14 protein-coding genes are annotated in these 16,911 nt (G+C 54.3%); 4 read left to right on the top strand and 10 right to left on the bottom strand.

Features of this window, described 5'->3' with window-relative positions:
• The first annotated feature begins 87 nt into the window (after positions 1-87).
• Entirely contained in the window at positions 88-1,509 is a 1,422-nt protein-coding gene (locus FE788_RS07395; protein WP_138380026.1) for a cryptochrome/photolyase family protein, read from the top strand.
• Positions 1,510-1,576: 67 nt separating this feature from the next.
• Here FE788_RS07395 and FE788_RS14085 read toward each other — a convergent pair whose 3' ends face one another.
• Together FE788_RS14085 and FE788_RS07390 are read right to left on the bottom strand one after the other, a co-directional pair.
• Complete coding sequence (locus FE788_RS14085; protein ID WP_168190261.1) at positions 1,577-1,729, bottom strand: hypothetical protein; 153 nt, start codon at positions 1,727-1,729, stop codon at positions 1,577-1,579.
• Positions 1,730-1,815: 86 nt separating this feature from the next.
• Positions 1,816-2,820 carry an FAD:protein FMN transferase gene (locus FE788_RS07390; RefSeq protein WP_168190321.1) on the bottom strand — a complete coding sequence of 335 codons (1,005 nt, stop codon included), beginning with the start codon at positions 2,818-2,820 and terminating at the stop codon, positions 1,816-1,818.
• A 195-nt stretch (positions 2,821-3,015) separates the two neighbouring features.
• Between FE788_RS07390 and FE788_RS07385 the strand changes: the two genes are divergently transcribed.
• The 3 genes from FE788_RS07385 to FE788_RS07375 all read left to right on the top strand — a co-directional run bounded on the left by FE788_RS07385 (position 3,016) and on the right by FE788_RS07375 (position 5,487).
• Complete coding sequence (locus FE788_RS07385; protein WP_138380024.1) at positions 3,016-4,290, top strand: porin; 1,275 nt, start codon at positions 3,016-3,018, stop codon at positions 4,288-4,290.
• Positions 4,291-4,457: 167 nt separating this feature from the next.
• Positions 4,458-5,015 (top strand): FMN-binding protein, encoded by a 558-nt coding sequence (locus tag FE788_RS07380; RefSeq protein ID WP_138380023.1) that lies wholly within the window; start codon positions 4,458-4,460, stop codon positions 5,013-5,015.
• A 1-nt stretch (position 5,016) separates the two neighbouring features.
• Entirely contained in the window at positions 5,017-5,487 is a 471-nt protein-coding gene (locus FE788_RS07375) for a hypothetical protein (protein ID WP_138380022.1), read from the top strand.
• Positions 5,488-5,499: 12 nt separating this feature from the next.
• Here the strand turns inward: FE788_RS07375 and FE788_RS07370 are convergent, their stop codons facing one another.
• From FE788_RS07370 to FE788_RS07335, 8 genes are all read right to left on the bottom strand, one after another.
• The gene (locus FE788_RS07370) at positions 5,500-7,581 is read right to left on the bottom strand and encodes an oxidoreductase (RefSeq protein ID WP_138380021.1); all 2,082 of its coding nucleotides are present in this window, start codon (positions 7,579-7,581) and stop codon (positions 5,500-5,502) included.
• 103 nt (positions 7,582-7,684) lie between these two features.
• Positions 7,685-8,446, bottom strand: a complete 762-nt coding sequence (locus tag FE788_RS07365; protein ID WP_138380020.1) for an endonuclease/exonuclease/phosphatase family protein — start codon at positions 8,444-8,446, stop codon at positions 7,685-7,687.
• A gap of 18 nt (positions 8,447-8,464) precedes the next feature.
• Positions 8,465-9,478: a phospholipase D-like domain-containing protein gene (locus FE788_RS07360; protein ID WP_168190320.1), complete on the bottom strand. Its 1,014-nt coding sequence runs from the start codon at positions 9,476-9,478 to the stop codon at positions 8,465-8,467.
• A gap of 167 nt (positions 9,479-9,645) precedes the next feature.
• Positions 9,646-10,461, bottom strand: a complete 816-nt coding sequence (locus tag FE788_RS07355) for a LytR/AlgR family response regulator transcription factor (protein ID WP_138380018.1) — start codon at positions 10,459-10,461, stop codon at positions 9,646-9,648.
• Entirely contained in the window at positions 10,458-11,558 is a 1,101-nt protein-coding gene (locus FE788_RS07350) for a sensor histidine kinase (RefSeq protein ID WP_168190319.1), read from the bottom strand. Before FE788_RS07350 ends, FE788_RS07355 begins: the two co-directional genes overlap by 4 nt.
• 111 nt (positions 11,559-11,669) lie before the next feature.
• Positions 11,670-12,800: an efflux RND transporter periplasmic adaptor subunit gene (locus tag FE788_RS07345; RefSeq protein ID WP_138380016.1), complete on the bottom strand. Its 1,131-nt coding sequence runs from the start codon at positions 12,798-12,800 to the stop codon at positions 11,670-11,672.
• On the bottom strand, positions 12,797-15,913 hold the full coding sequence (locus FE788_RS07340; RefSeq protein WP_138380015.1) for an efflux RND transporter permease subunit: 3,117 nt from the start codon (positions 15,911-15,913) through the stop codon (positions 12,797-12,799). Before FE788_RS07340 ends, FE788_RS07345 begins: the two co-directional genes overlap by 4 nt.
• 129 nt (positions 15,914-16,042) lie before the next feature.
• Positions 16,043-16,891 (bottom strand): mechanosensitive ion channel family protein, encoded by an 849-nt coding sequence (locus FE788_RS07335; RefSeq protein WP_210413813.1) that lies wholly within the window; start codon positions 16,889-16,891, stop codon positions 16,043-16,045.
• Positions 16,892-16,911 lie beyond the last annotated feature (20 nt).

Genomic DNA, 16,911 nt, shown 5'->3' with positions numbered 1-16,911 from the left:
TTCCGTGGGGAAATAGGCGGTTTTTTATGAGTTTTAGGCGCGACAGAGAGTGAATTGTCATGAGATGGCCCCCGAATGGAAATCGGCATGAAAACTCTGGTCTGGTTTAGGCAGGATCTGCGTCTTTATGATAATCCGGCCTTGTTCGAGGCGGCACAGCGGGGGCCTGTCATCCCCGTATTTATTCTGGATGAAGAGGGGTGCGGGGAGTGGCGTCCGGGCGGGGCCAGCCGCTGGTGGCTGTATCACAGCCTGCGTTCCCTGCAGCAGCAGTTTGCCCGCAAGGGGACACGGCTCATCCTGCGCCGGGGCCCGGCGCTTAAGGTGTTGCAAGATCTGGTTGAAAAGACGGGTGTGACGGCCATCGCCTGGAATCGCAGCTATGACCCCCATAGCGTTGTCCGGGACAAGGCGATCAAGAACTATTTTCTGAACAAGGGACTGTGCGTCACCAGCCACAATGGTGCTTTGCTCACCGAACCGTGGGAAATCCTGACCGGACAGGGGACGCCTTATAAAGTCTTCACCCCGTACTGGCGTCAGGCCAGCGGGCAAATTGACGATTCCACGTCATACCCGGTGCCGGACCTGGGGACAGTTGATTCTCTGCCAAAGTCGGATGATCTTGGAGACTGGCGCCTGTTGCCCGGGACCCCGGACTGGTCCGGGGGGCTGGCCTGGCGCTGGACCCCGGGGGAGCAGGGGGCCCAACGACGTTTTGAGGCGTTTCTGGAAAAAGGGCTGCCATATTATGCCACAAAACGCGACAGGCCCGACGCAGGAGCCATTTCCGGTCTTTCGGCGCATTTGCATTTCGGGGAAATCAGTGTTCGCGACATCTGGCGCAAACTGCGCCTGTTCGAAGACCTTTCAGATACCGCCACCTCAGTGACCAAGTTTCGCAGCGAACTGGGCTGGCGGGAATTTGGCACGTATCTTCTGTTCCATTTTTCTCATTTGCCGGAACGTCCCTTTCGCCCGGAATTTGTAAATTTCCCCTGGCGTGATGACAAGGAGGCCTTGCGCCGCTGGCAGAAGGGGCAGACCGGATATCCGATCGTGGATGCCGGGATGAGGGAATTGTGGCATACGGGTTTTATGCATAACCGGGTGCGTATGATCGTGGCGTCATTTTTGACCAAACACCTTCTTATTCCCTGGCAGGCGGGGGCACGCTGGTTTTGGGACACGCTGGTGGATGCGGATCTGGCCAACAATTCGGCTGGCTGGCAATGGGTGGCCGGATGCGGTGCCGATGCATCCCCGTATTTTCGGATTTTCAATCCCGTGATGCAGGGAGAAAAATTTGATTCCGATGGGCGGTATGTGCGGCGTTGGGTGCCGGAGGTTGGGGCCTTGCCGGATAAATATGTACACGCCCCATGGCGGGCGCCGCGAGAGGTGTTAATGGAGGCCGGTGTTGTGCTGGGTAAAACCTATCCCGCACCGATTGTGGATCATGCCGCTGCCCGGGAACGGGCGCTTGCGGCGTATAAAAGTATGAAATAACCCCCCTTGCTGATAGAGTGAATTGTGAAGAGGTTGGCTCAATTCTGTTGGCGGATTGTGGCCCGCCTCACGCGGAAGACGGCGCCGGGCGATGCGGGGCATCGGGCCAGGCGTCTGACAAGGTGAGCGGCCCCAAGCCGCCAACCCGAAGGGCCGGGCCGATCTGGTCCAGTTCCGGCGGGGTTTGGCTTGGCCGTACCGCCAGTATGGCCTGCGCCAAACCCCTGGCTCCTGAACCAGACCTGACCGGCAGAATGGGTCAACCTCTTCACAATTCACTCTAGGGAGCCGGCAGGGACAGGAATTTCAGGACGCCAGCCGCAGCAGGGTGCCGTCAGGCAAGGTCAGTCTGACCGTGAGATGGCGGTATTGCGTCAGCAGGGTTTTGATCTCTTCGGGCGACATGACGTAAAAGGCCGTGGATAGGGCATCCGCCTCCAGCGCCGTCGGGGCCTGCACCGTGATGGCGCGGTAGTGGTGGCTGCTGAGGCCGGTAGTGGGGTCCAGAAGGTGGTGAAACCGGCCTTCCGAATCAAATCTGTCGCCATACCCGCCGGATGTCGCCAAGGCACCTTTGCGCAACTGGACGACTTCTGCGAGGGACAGGGGAGCCAGCGGATCTTCAAGCCCTATATTCCAGGCTGCACCATACGGTTGGGGGCCAAGGGCGCGCAATTCACCAAAATCCACCAGAACATGCTCAAGGCCGTTACGCCGCAGATGCGCCGCCGCCATGTCGGTGACAAATCCTTGGGCAATACCATTGAGGGTAAGGGCCATGCCGGGTTTTGTAAGCTGTATCAGGTGACCTTCAAGGGAGAGGTGCTGATAGCCCACATGTTCCAGAACAGCGTCAATTGCTGCCCTTTGGGGTGGTTCCGTCTGGGAAGGGTCAAGAAAATGGTTCTGATAGAACGCCCAAAGCGGTTGGACGGTCACATCAAATTTTCCCCGGGTCAGGGTGCTTATTCGTCGGGCGTATCTTAGGAGCCGTATGAAATCCGGGGGGGGATTTTCAAGAAAACCGGTGCTGTTGAGGCACCGGAGAGCTGAGCCGGGCTGATACAGGCTGAAAAGGGTTTCCTGCTGGCGCACCAGGGCTACGGTGTCATGAAGAATCTTTTCCCCCTCAGCCCGGTCAGGATGGAAAAGCTGTATGGAGGCGTCAAGGCCCATCAGGCGCCCGTTCCAGGAAACAGGGTGATAGCGCGTTTTGTTAGGGATGGAAAAAGCTCGCATCGGGGCAGAGGCCAGTCCTGCCGCAGCGGCAACCAGTTTCAGGGTTCGGCGTCGTGATAAAGATAAAGGCATCTTACGGCTCACTGAAAAAATGGGTCCACTGAAAAATGGGCTGATCCCGAAGGTTGGTAATTTCCTCATTTCTATCTTTTTAATATTGATAATGCAAATCATATCTGATATTCACGGCATTCTTAAGAATGCTTATCATTTTTATTATGCCTTTAAGAGTTACGCTGCGTATTCAAAGAAAATCAGGAGGAAATCATGAAATATCTGTCCACGGTATCAGCCGTTGCGCTTTCTATGGCGCTGTTTGTCCCCGGGGTTCAGGCACAGGATATGCCGAGCCCGGAACAAATGTGGGAAATCATCCAGCAGCAACAAAAGGAAATTGAAAGACTGAAAGCTGCCGTAGGCCAGACTACGGAAAAAGTAACTGCGACTGAGAAAAAGGTTGAAGAAACCCAAAAGCAGGTGGCGATCACCGATCAGAAGGTGGAAGCAACGGGATCAGCCCTGGAGCAGGTGGTGCAGGAGCAGGCTGGCGGCAAGCAGGGCACCACGCTTGGGGGATATGCGGAACTGCATTATAACGGTGGAGACAAGGATCAGATTGATTTCCACCGCTTTGTATTGTTCCTGGGTCATGAATTCACAGACAGCATCCGTTTCTTCAGTGAACTGGAGCTGGAACACTCCCTGGCCGGTGACGATGCACCGGGTGAGGTTGAGCTGGAACAAGCTTATGTGGAATTCGATTTCAACAAGAACCATCGCGCCGCCGTGGGGTTACAGCTTATTCCAGTGGGGATCCTGAATGAAACCCATGAACCGCCGACCTTCTATGGCGTGGAACGCAACAATGTGGAAAAAAATATCATTCCCACTACGTGGTGGGAAGCCGGTGTGAGACTGAGCGGAAATCTGGGGCATGATGTGACCTATGATCTGATGATGCACTCCGGCCTGGAGACCCCAACAGAAGGGGGAAATGCCTTTAAAATCCGTAATGGCCGGCAAAAAGTGGCGGAAGCCGACTGGAAAAATTCTGCTTTTACGGGTCGGCTGACCTGGGCCGGTCTTCCGGGGGTCAAGGTTGCGGCGTCCGTGCAATATCAGGATGATCTGACCCAAGGCGCAACGGATACTTCCGCTACACTGATCGAGGTGCATACAGATATCAATCGCCAGGTAACAGCCAATGGATCCTTCGGTCTGCGGGCGCTGTTTGCCCAATGGGATCTGAGCGGAGATGCCCCCGAAGCCTTCGGCCGGGACAAACAACGGGGCTGGTTTGTGGAGCCGTCTTATAAATTCTCCATCGGTGAACAGTCCGCCGTGGGCGTTTTTGCCCGCTATAGTGTCTGGGACAATGAAGCCGGGGACGAGATTGACAGTGCCTATAAACAGACCAATATCGGTATCAATTACTGGCCACATGAGGATGTGGTGCTGAAAATGGATTATCAGATTGATGATTTTGCCAACGAGGCTAAGGAAGACAACCGCATCAATCTGGGCATCGGTCTGCAATTCTAATTACGTCTATGAGTGTCAGGACGGCCTTCGGTAAGGGGGAGGTGGCCGTCCCAATTTTACGGAAGGAAGGCACGGCATTGTGTCTTCCTTTTTTTTGCAATTAATTCTTAAAATATATTGCCTGAAAGGCCGCTGAATGATATGACCGATTTGAAAGAGAGCGGTTTATGCAGAAGAAAATCTTACGTCACATAAAAAGTTGCCCGGTTGTGGTTCTGCTGTGGCTGCTGGGCGGTGTTTCCGGTCTGACGGCGGAAGAGCAGGTCTTCCAGAAGATCGACAGCTATGTGGCCGGGATGCTGGGAACGCCGGTACCGGAGTCCCGGACCCTTTGGGTGGATCAGGACCTTCGGGATGTTATTGGCGGGATCATTAAATATCCGGCGCCGCTACGGATTCCGTATTGGCAGAAACAGGATATGAGCGTCTGGATCTTGAATGACCTGGGGAAGCTTTACCCGATCACCGCTGGTGTTACCGTCAAGGGGGGACGGATTTATGACATTTCCGTATTGATATATCGGGAAAGCCACGGCGCTGAGGTACGCTACCCTGCTTTTCGAAAACAGTTCGAGGGGGCGAGCCTGACAGGAGATCGGAAACTGGACAAAACCATTCATGGAATTTCCGGGGCAACGCTTTCCACCAATACCATGAAACGTCTGGCGCGGCTGGCGCTGGTCCTGGATCAGAAAATCACCGGGCAGACGGCGACAGGAGACTAGCGTGAAACAGTTCGGGAAACAGGTTTACGGCGTTGTCGCACTGCTGTTTATAAGCGGGGCGCTGTGGCTTGTTTTTCATTATTTCGTCCGCGTGGAGGGGATGTTTGGCCCGGTGCCGCATCCGTTTGAGCCGTGGCTGATGAAGCTGCACGGGCTTTTGGCCATGTTGGCGCTTATTTTGTTTGGCTGGTATTGGGGCATGCATATTCAGCGCTGGTGGAAAACCGGGCGCAGCCGCAAGACAGGTTTTCTGATGGTGGCTGTGGCCGGGGTGCTGATCAGCACCGGGTACTTGCTGTATTATGCAGGAGACGAAACCTTGCGCCAGTGGGCCGGCTATATTCACTGGGGGCTGGGTCTGGCAACACCGTTGCTGTTATTTTGCCACGTCTCCCAGAAAATCAGACAGACCCGGGACATAGAGCCCCAGAAAATAAAACCGGGGAAGAAAATTACCCCCGAAAGGGCCTGAAGCGGATAAGCTTCAGGACCAGCGATTTTCCCGTCGGAAATCCGTCCAGAGGTCACCGGGATGGTCCAATTGCCGGGCGTAAAGATGGCCGTGATAGACTGCCGCCGCAATGGAGGCAGGGGCATAGCAGTCCCCGATGCGGGTTACCGACTTGATGCCATGATCGGCAAACCGGTCTGCCTGCTGATGCAGTTCATGATACAGGTTGTCATGTGGAAGGCGGCTGGTTACAGGCAGAAAATGCGCGGCTTCCAGGACGTCCTCCTGTCCGCTATAGGTACAGGCAAGGGTAAGGGTTCCCCGATCCGCAGCTGTTACGGTGCGATTGCAAATCAGGCGCACGCCAAGCTCCAGCAGACGGCGCTGAATGCGTTTCTGTTCCAGTGTGTTTTCGGTCCAGGCCGCCACCTTTGAGTCCGGCGTGACGAAAATAACCTCCGCTTTTTGTTGCACCAGCCGTTCGGCCAGAACGCTGGCCATATAATAATGGTCATCATCAAAGATCACCACCGGGCCCGTGAACTTTTTTTGTTCTAGGAATTTTTCATCCATCAGGTCATCGGGTCCCAGAACATCCATTTGGCCAAGCGGCAGGGGATAGGGGATTTCCCGTCCCACGCCGTCTTTACGCCAGCTTGACCCGGTTGCCAGAACCACGTGATTAAAGCCGAAGTCCAGAATGTCCCGGGCCTTCAGGGGACTGTTTTTATAAATTTGCACATTGGCCTTTTGTTGCAGCAAATATTCGCGATAGTCGACCACCCGCCGCCAACTGGCCAGTCCCGGCAGCCTGGCCTCGCGCACCACGCGTCCACCAAGGATATCCCGCTGCTCCGCCAGCACGACTTCATACCCCCGATTGGACAGGGCAAGCGCGGCTTCCAGACCGGCGGGGCCGCTGCCGACGATTAGCACGTTATCCTTGCTTCCGGCCGGGTCGATTCGTTCAGGATGCCAGCCCTTGCGCCACTCTTCGCCCATTGTCGGGTTCTGTGTGCACCGCAAGGGCACCGCCTGCATGTCACCGGTAATGCAGATGTTGCAGCCAATACATTCACGGATTTCATCGCTGCGGCCGTCGCGGATCTTATTGGGCAGGAATGGGTCGGCGATGGACGGCCGGGCGGCGCCGATCAGGTCAAGCACGCCACGTTTGATTTGCGATACCATTGTATCCGGCGAGGTAAAACGCCCGACGCCGACTACAGGTTTCCGGGTCACTTGTTTGACAAATTTTATATAAGGTTCCTGATGGCCTTCGGGGCCGAATCGTGAAGGTAGGGAATCATTGGCCCAATCGGACACATTCACATCCCACAGATCGGGAAGGTCCGCCAGAAGTTCGACCACCTCCCGGCCTTCCTCCTCGCATCTGAGGCCCTCAGGGCCCAAAAGTTCGTCCACAGCGAACCGGAACGCCACGGCACATTTTCCTTCGGCAAGCTCTTTGGTGTCTTGCAGAATTTCCCGAAGCAGGCGAACGCGGTTTTTCATGGGCCCGCCATATTCGTCGGTGCGCTGGTTATAACGTGGCGAAAGGAAATGCATCAGCAGGCTGAGATTATGTCCGGCATAAACATAAACGATATCGTAACCGGCGGTCATGGCCCGCTTCACAGCATCTTTGTGCCATTGGCGCAGGGCGCGAATGTCAGCCTTGTCCATACTGCGGGCCTGCACAGGGTCGTAATAACGTGCCGCCCGGGCGGATGGAGCCAAGGGGGGAATACGAGTGAACAGATTGCTGACGGCGGAGCCGTTATGGACCAGTTGAAGGCCGGCCAACGCCCCGTGGGCCTGGACTTTTTCCACCATCAGAGCATGGGTCGGGATGTCACTGTCATCCCACAGACGCATCAATGTACCGCCGGACAGATCGCTGGAGGGGTGAATCTCGCATTCTTCGGTACAGACCGCGCCCCAGCCGCCTTCGGCCTTGATCCGGCGCATTTCTGCCATGGACTGGGGCCAGCGGTGGCCCATGCCATTGCAGTGCGGGACCTGATAAAAACGGTTGCGGATGGTTTTGGGACCGATCTTGAGCGGTTCAAACAGAATGTCGTAGGGGGAAGTCTGCATATGTTGTTTTGGCATGTTTATTTGATGCTATCTGTATGTATTTGTTATGAGAGGGAAAAGTCTCGCCAAGCAGTCTATCCGTCCTGACGGATGAAAGTCCAGTCTCTGAAAAAGGAATTCATGTCTGAACATGAATGTTCAGCAGTAGGGCGGCATGGTCGGAAAAAGGCTGGGGGATGATTTTGAGATCGGCGCGTTCTGCAATTCCTGGGGTGCACAGACACAGATCCAGAGCGTGGCGCTTGCGGTGAAAGGTGAAGGTGGGCTCCTCTTCCTTGTTCAGAACCGTGAGCGCCGTGGTTTCCAATAACGGGTTTAATTCGCGAAAACCTTTCAGGATATTGAAATCGGCTAGCAGGATCACCTCCTGGTCAAGGTCGCGGACCAGATAATAGACCTCCTCGAATTGCCGCAGGCGTATTTTCTGATTTAAGGAAAAATGGGCAAAAAATACATGAATGTCTTCGGACAGAATAAGTTTATAAATCAGGCGCTTGCGGCCATATCCGAAATACAGCCGTTCAAACGGTAGCGGAGCTTTGGCCAAAAAGGCGTTGCTTTTGCCCGCATGAAGTGGTAGCCGCCCCAGAAGGCTGTTTTCGCCATATTTGTCTGCAATGTCGTGATAAGTATATTCCTCGTCCATCAGTTCGTGGATCTGATTGAGTTGGGCAGAATGAACAGACCCCCGGTCGATTTCCACAAAACAGCACAGATCGGGCATTTCCGTTTCGATCAGATTTTTCAGTTGATGGAGCACCTGTTTCTGGACGGAAATATTTGCATAGAAATGGCGATGAAAATATCGCATATGGGACTTGAGGCTACCGTCTATGCCTTTGGCGTAGCCGATATTGCTGAACAGGATCTTATAGCTCATGTCAACATGTCCTTTTGCTCAAAACAACCTCCTCAGGCGCCGGGTCAGGGGGAAAAACAGTCTTTGCAACAGTGTGAAACGGGGATTGGCCCGGCGGCAGAGTTGCAGATCATTTTCAAAAAGCTGTTTCAGTGTGGCGATGGTTTCCGGTTCGTAAATCATCAAATTGCTTTCCCGGTTGTGGAACAGGCTGAGATAATCCAGATTGGTGCTGCCCAAGGTGGCCCAGTGATCGTCAATTACCACATATTTGGCATGCAGGACGGATTGGGCATAAATTCGGATATCTATGCCTTTTTCGGCCAGTTCCGGGAAATAGGAGCGGCTGAAATCCATGGCCAATGGCACGTCGGTCTTTTCCGGCAGCATTAATTTAACGTCAACCCCGCGTCGGACGGCTTCGGCAAGGGCCTGCCGCAGCCGACGGGGCGGGAAAAAATAAGCCGTGGCCAGATAAATGCTTTTCCGGGCGCGGGCAATTTCCCTCAACAGTTCGTTATAGATCGGATGACGGCCAGACGTTTTAAGAATATATTGGTAGAGATGATTGCCGGTCAGAGCCGTATCCCGGGCGCTGTTTTCCGCCATCAATTGGGCCAGTTCCCCGGTGATTCTGGCCTGAAGATCCCGCCAGTCTTTCATGTAATGGGCAACGCACATCCCCCCGATATAGGCGATGCGCCCGTCGATCAGCATGGTTTTGCAATGGTTGCGGGGCAGCCAGCGTGACGGCTGGAAAATGTTTTTCCATCCCAGGGGATTGTAAAAATCAACCTCACCGCCGGCGTCGCGGATTTTCTGAACCAAGGGGGAGCGGCGCAGCCCCCGACTGCCCACACTGTCCAGCGACAGGCTGATTCGAACGCCCTGCCTGGCCTTTTGATAAAACAACTCCAGAAACCGGCTCCCGGTTTCATCGTCTTTCAGAAGATATTGTTCAAAACGGATAGACTCATGTGCGCGTTGACAATCCACATACATAGCGTCCCAGGCTTCCTGGGTTGCTGTATAGAATCTCAACTCTGTAGCCATTGTTTTTCCGCTGAATACATCACGGTAAAGCATTGTTCTAATAATCGTTTATGTTAGGAATTGTTTCTTCAATATAAATCAGAGCTTATCAGCTTCGTGAAGATTGCGGAAGAGACAGCCCGAAGAATGGGGGAGGGGCAATCGGGGAAAGCGTGCCGGGCAGATTTTTACAGAAACCGGCCCAACACATCACGATAATTACGGCTGACCTGGAGGGTGGCGCCGTTTTCAAGAACTACCTCGTATTTGCCACCGGAGACGGGGTGCAGTTCGCTAACCTTATTCAGATTGATGATGGTTGAGCGATGTACACGCTGGAAAATCTCTGGATCCAGACGTTTTTCCATATTTTTCATGGTTTCCCGCAGGATGTGGGTCTTCCCGTCCGCATGTATGCACATATAATCCCCGGCGGCGTCGATCCAGTCAATGCTGGCGACTTCAAGACGCGTGATCTGGCCCCGGTCCTTGATATTAAGGTGGGTTTCGTACGGTGTTTGTGACGTCAAATCGGTGGCATTGATGATTTCCGACAGCTCTACCATAGGCGGGTCATCCATGGATCGGATCAGGTCTACGAGTCGGGCATTCTGTTCAACAGCCATCCGTTCAGCGATATGTTCACGTACCCGCGCAACGGTTTGCGCCAAGCGCTCCTGCTCTACCGGTTTCAAGAGATAATCCAGTGCATGGGATTCAAAGGCCTTGATGGCGTAGTCATTGAAAGCCGTCACAAAACAGACTAGGGGAAGTTCCTCCCGGAGCAGGGATTTGATGACGGCGAATCCATCAAATCCGGGCATCTGAATATCCAGAAACACCAGATCGGGTTTTTCGGTACGGATTTTTTTGATGGCTTCGCGACCATTGCTGCAGGTGCCGATAATGTCAATGTCGTCAAATTCTTCCAGTCTCAGTTCAAGGCCACGCAGGGCCAGCGGTTCATCATCCACAAGCAGGGTTCTGATTTTTTTTAATGTCATTCTGCGACCTCTGGAAGGCTTTCTTTTTTGACTTCATAAGGAATGTTAATGGTAATTTTGACCCCTGTGGGTTCATTGTCCTCCACTCGAAACTCATGATCATCATGATAAAGTTGTTCCAGCCGTTCCTTGGTGTTGGCGAGGCCCACCCCGCTGGACGTTTGAGGCACTTTTTTATCGGGATGGAGGCCGGGGCCATTGTCGCTCAAAATAATCACCAACCGGTTATTACGGATACGGGCCTCCAGGGTGATGGTGCCGCCTTTTTCCAGGGGCGCGATGGCGTATTTAATGGCGTTTTCCACCAGGGGCTGCAACAGAAGGCTGGGGATCAGGGCCTGCTTGGCCCGCTCATCCACATCACATTGAAGTTCCAGGCGATCCTGAAATCGCACCTTTTCAATATCCAGATACAGCCACAGAGCATACAATTCTTCATCCAGGGTCATTTTCTGCATGGGCTGGCTGACCAGGCTGAAGCGCAAAAAGGCACTTAGCTTGGACAGCATATGATTGGCATCCTTGATCTTCTTGTCCAGAACAAGGGTGGAGATGGCGTTAAGCGTATTGAACAGAAAGTGCGGATTAAGTTGATAGCGCAGCATTTTGAGTTGCGCCTGATGTGCCTGGGAAATGGCTTTGAGATACTGGGCGCGCTGTTCCTGAAACAGAAACTGGTAATTAATGATAAAATACAGGCCGCTCCAGGTCAGAAGCACAAAAAAGTCAAATAATACATTGCTAAGGAATTCCCACCCCCGCGGGTTCCAGTCCGGGGCATAGGTCTGCACATAGGTCCAGACCTCGACAGTGGAAAAAATCAGCGAGCCGATTACCACTGCCGTTCCTACGGACAACAGCATGGTCAGCGGCGGTGGGGAGATGGCGCGCAGTTTCTGATAGATATAGCGTAGTCCCAGCGTGATGAGGAACCCGCCCAGGGTACCGAACAGGGCGGCGTAAAAATATTCAGGGGCTTTGCCATGAGCATATCCGTTCAGCGTGCGCACGGCACAAAAGGCCATCCAGCCCAGAATCTGCAATGTCCAGAATAGGCGTTCTTTATAGCGGATGATGCCTTCCAGTTTCTGTTTCACGCCATTCCTCGGGTTTAGTTGCCGGTCCTCAAGTCTGTTCATCTTCAGGATGTTGTTTTTATGGTTATCCAGCGGGTCGGGCCTCCGGGTTACTTCCGGGTTACTTCCGGGTTACAGGGCCGCCGCGTTGGTCATGATATCCACTTCCTGACCGGGGCGCAATGTTTCCCCGCCACGCACCACTACCCGGTCCCCGGATTTCAGACGGCCGGTGACTTCAATCAGGTCGCCCTCGGCGATGCCGGGCACCACGGGAATATTTTCCGACTGACCCGCCTCGTTGATCCGCACCACATAATTTCGCCCGGCGCGAATGATCAGGGCATCCCGGGGAATGGCGGTTACCTGTTTGGGGGCGCTGCGGGGCAGGTTGACCCTGAGGGCTGTCCCGACGACCCATGACCTGTTTTGCTGGATTTTGTTCTCATGGGTATTTTGCGGGACTTCCAGGCGGATTTCGACCATGCGGCTGACGTCGTCTCCCACAGGAATGATGGTGCGGATCCGGCTGGGTATGGTATTGTCCCCGTCAGATACGCGCACAGTCATGCCTTCCTGAAGAAACGGCAACAGGTTGAGCGGGGCTTGGGCGCTGATTTCCTTTTCTTCGGTGTCCACAAAGCGCACCACTTCTTCCCCGGCTGAGACATATTCGCCAACAGAAATAAAACGCTCTACAACCCAGCCATTGGCAGGGGCCCGGATCACGGATTTGTCCAGCAGGTAACGGGTACGATCCCGTCTTGTCCGGGCCTGGGCCAGTTCCTGTTCCAGCACCGCATATTCCGCAAAGGCCGCATCATAGCGGCTTTCCGGGATGCTTTTGCCTTTCAGCAGTTTTTGCAGACGGCCCAGTTCCTTGCGGCGGTAGTCCAGTTGGGCTTCGATGCGCTTGATGTCGGCGTCGTTACTGGCCAGGTCTAGCTTGAGAAGACGTTGATTGAGGCGCGCCACGGGATCACCCTTTTTAACCTGTGTGCCCACTTCGGCGATCCAATCCGCTGTGGCGGAGGTTTCTGCGGCAAGGCGGCTGTCATGCAGACTGACAACACTGCCGGGAACATTCAGGGTCGGCGCCATCAGGGTGTTGACCACTTTCCCCACCAGAACTTTGGGTTTAGGCATATTTTGCGCTTTCGCCATTTGTTGCGACAGCAGGACCGCGGCCAGGGAAAAGGTCAACAAAGAGAGCGCTAAAAAACTCTTCTGGGAAATCCGGTCCATGCGGAGAGCGCGTGTCATTCTCCTACTCCTATCAACTTCTTGTCTTCGGGGGATGTCGGGCGGTTGCTAACCACCAGATGCGGGCGATGGGTCTTGCGGCCCAGTTGCAACAGGCTCGGCATCAACAGCAGGGTAAAGACTGTGCTCACCGCCATGCCGCCCACAATGGACGCTGCCAGGCCGCGATAGATGGCGCTGCCTTCACCGGGGAAAATCAGAAGGGGCAACATGCCAACGATACTGGTCAGCGTGCTCATGAATATGGGCCGCAGTCTGAGTTCCAGTGCCTGTTGCACGGCTTCATGCCGTTCGTATCCTTCGGTTTCGGCCTTGCGGGTCTGGACCACCAGCAAGATGGCGTTGTTCACCACCAGGCCCAGCAGAATGATAAAACCAATCATGGTCAAAAGATCAAGCGGCTGGAACGTGATCAGATTCAGAAGCCGGATGGCGGCAATGCCCCCGACCGTAGCAAGCGGAATGGAAATCACCACCAGTGCCGCATCTTTGAGCGAACGGAACAGGGCGGCCAGCAACATAAACAAAAGACCGAAGGCCAGCAGGAAATTGCTGCCAAGATTTTTGATGGCATTTTTGAGGCCATTGGCGCTGCCGCCATAAAGGATACTCCCTTCATTTCCAAGGATTTCCAGGGCTTCGGGCTCCACTTCCTGCTGGATGATTTCCAGAGCTTCCTGAAGTGCCATGCCGGGTGCCGGTACCACATCAATAGTCATGGTGCGCCGACCGTTGGTGCGTTTGATAAACTGCGGGCCTACGGTTTCTTCCAGACGGACCAGTTCGCCAAGCTGCATGATGCCGCCGGACGGGGTTGCCAGCGGGATGGCGGCGAGTTCCTCGGGACTTCTGTTTTCTTCGGATTTGAGGATGATGTTGAGGCGTTTTTCACCATCAAAATATTCCCCTACATAAAGCCCACTGCCGAGCGTTTGGACAATCCGGCCCATGTCGTTGCGGGTCCAGCCGGCTTCCAGAATACGGCGGTCTATGGGGGTGATTTTCAGTTCGGGCTGGGATTGTTCGGGGCTCTGCTGGGGGTTGATCTGGGCAGCAGGCAGGGCCTCCTGAAGAAGCTGTGTGACCTTCTCAGTAGCCCGTGCCAATGCCGTCCCTACGGAGGACTGGATATGTATGCTGATGCTTCCCTGGCCCCCAAAGCCGCCAAACAGGTTGCCTTGGGCGGCAAAGGCCTGAACGTCGGGAAGGCCAGCAACAATTTCTTCACGAACGATTTTTTCCAGTTCCTTGACCCTGCCCTGATCCTTGGCCCGGATTCCAATGGTGCCGCCATTACCGTTATTCCAGGTCAGAATGTAGTAGTTGCGCAGGGCAGGCTGTTTTTCGCCTTTCATATAAGGATCCAGACGTTTGATCAGGGTCTGGGTGATTTCGTCTTTCAGGACATCCGAAGACATGCCCGCCGGCAGGCGCAGGAAAACATCCACAGCATCACGCTTGACCGGCGGCAAGTAATCCATTTTGGGAAACAGAAGGTAAGAGCCGATCACGGAGACGCTGATCAGGCCGCTGATCCAGCCGGCCTTTTTCATGGGGCTGTTGGTTAGCTTCATGATTCCAGCCGCCATGCGCCGCCACAGATGGGCATTTTTGTCGCGGGGCAGTTTTCCCTTCATAAAGTGTTTATTGGCGACCGGCAGCACCGTCACGGCCACCACCAGCGACAGGCTCACCGCAATGGCGATGGTCAGGGCCAGATCGGCAAACAGTTGCCCTTCCACATCCTCCAGGAACATGACCGGCAGGAAGATGGCGACGGTTGTTGCGGTGGAGGCCAGAAGTGCGCCCCAGACCTGTTGGGTGCCGACCTGACAGGCGTCGGTATCCTTCAGCCCCTTTTCCCGGAGCCGACAGATATTCTCCATAACCACAATGGCCGCATCCAGCACCATGCCCGTGGCGAAGGCGAGGCCGGCCAGCGAAATCACATTCAGGCTCCGCCCGGTAAGCTGCAAGACAATAAATGTCGCCAATAGGCAGATCGGTATGGTGGTGGCGATGATGAAGGTGGCGCGGGTCTGACGCAAAAACCACCACAAGATACCCACCGCGAAGGCCACACCGATCACCAGATTGCTGCTGAGCAGGCCAATGGCACGCTTGATAAAGACAGACGGATCGAACGATTTCTGCATAATCAGGCCGTTGTCTTTCAGCATGCCTTCATTGAGTTGATCAGCGAGGGCGTTAACCTTCTCAATGGTGGCCAACACATTGGCGCCGTTTTCCTTGACAATACGCAGGGAAAGGGCCGGGTTACCGTTCTGAATGCCCACATCCGTGCGTTTGGGACGATCAACGCGGATATCAGCGATATCGCCAAGACGAATGGGGGTGCCGTCCCGCCATTCTAGGATCAGGTCGCCCAGATAGTCCGGCGTATATCGGCCATTAAAGCGCAGCGTATAACGCCGTCGGCCATTTTCAATAAAACCGCCGGAGACATCCCGGGCCTGCCCGGCGAGGGCCGCGACGTCGGGAATTTTGATGCCGAGCTGAGCAGCGCGGAAGGGATCAAAGACGATCTGCACTTCCTCTTCGGGCATGTTGGTCTGGTTATCCACCTGCGCGACACCGGGAATGGCTTCAAACAGGGGGATCAGGCGGTCCCTGGCAAACTGCATATATTCTTCTACCGGCCGCGGATTATCCGGCAAAACCTGCAAGAAATAATAAATCAGGGTTTCTCCGGCATTATCGCCTCCGGCCCCTAGTATCGGCTGGTCCGCATCCAAGGGCAGGGGAGGCAGGCGATTCAGGCGGCTGATAACTTCCAGCAGGGCCCGGTCCATATTGGTGGTAATGGAAAATTCCAGATTGGTCCAGGCGCCGCCCTGATTGGAATAGACATTTATTTCCTTCAGGCCAGGAATGCCCTGCAAAACCTCTTCCAGGGGTTCAGTAATTTCCGATTCCACTTCGGAAGGCGAAGCGGCACGCCAGGGGGTGAAGATGCTCACCCGCGGGTTTTCAATATTGGGGAATAACTGTACGGGCAGACGGGAGATGCTGTAACCACCAAACAGCAAAACCATCGCCACGATCACCGCGACAACGGCTGGATTTTTGAGACTTTTTGCTGTCCAATTCATCTCTCTCCTCCGTACCCTCAATTATCTTCTTCGAATATACGAATGATATTCCTGAGAGTTCAGGGTAACAGGGGAGAGAACAAACAAAAGCGGTTTGCGATGAACCGTATAGCTTTGTCGACGAATATTTTATTCAGCAGAAAGTGAGGTTTTTTCCGGCATACTGATAATATGAAGGTCGCGTTGCGGGAAGGGAATGCTGATGCTTTTTTCGTCCAGCTTGTGTTTGATGTTTTTGGTAAGGGCAAATTTTGTGGGCCAGTAATCGGCATTCTTGACCCAGACCCGCACAATAATATTTACGGAGCTATCGGCCAGTTCCCCCACAAACAGTTGCGGTTCAGGATCTTTCAATACCCGGCTTTCGGCGTCAATGACTTCGCCGATGGCCGCCATGGCTTCGTCCATGTTGTCGCCGTAGCTGATGCCGATCAGCAAATCCACCCGGCGGGTTTCATGATAGGAATAATTTTTGATGGATGCCCCCCAGATGGAGCTGTTGGGTACGATCAACTGGACATTGTCCGGTGTGGCCATTTCCGTAAAAAACAAGCCAAGATCCTTGATTGTTCCGGCAATGCCGCCGGCCTCTACATAATCACCGATCCGGAAGGGGCGAAAAATCAACAGCATGACACCGGCGGCCACGTTGCTGAGTGTACCTTGCAGGGCCAGACCAATGGCCAGGGAGGCGGCGCCGAGGATGGCAATAAGGCTGGTGGTTTCCACTCCAAACTGGTCAAGAACCGCCAGAACCGTGAAAATAAGGATTACGTAACGCACCAGACTGGCAAAAAAGGAAACCAGTGTTATGTCAATCTTTTCGCTTCGAGAGAGCAGCTTTCGGGTGTATTTCTTGCCCCATCCCGCCAGCATCCAGCCGATGATCAGGATCAGCACGGCGCCAATAATATTCAGGCCATGCGTGGCAATCAATGCCATGACGATGTCCATATACTCTTTTGCTTGCTCTTCCATCTCGGGTCCTTTCACGGATT

It is taken from the genome of Luteithermobacter gelatinilyticus, from assembly GCF_005849285.1.
Classification (GTDB): domain Bacteria; phylum Pseudomonadota; class Alphaproteobacteria; order Sphingomonadales; family Emcibacteraceae; genus Luteithermobacter; species Luteithermobacter gelatinilyticus.
This window is presented reverse-complemented; position numbering and strand designations above follow the sequence as displayed.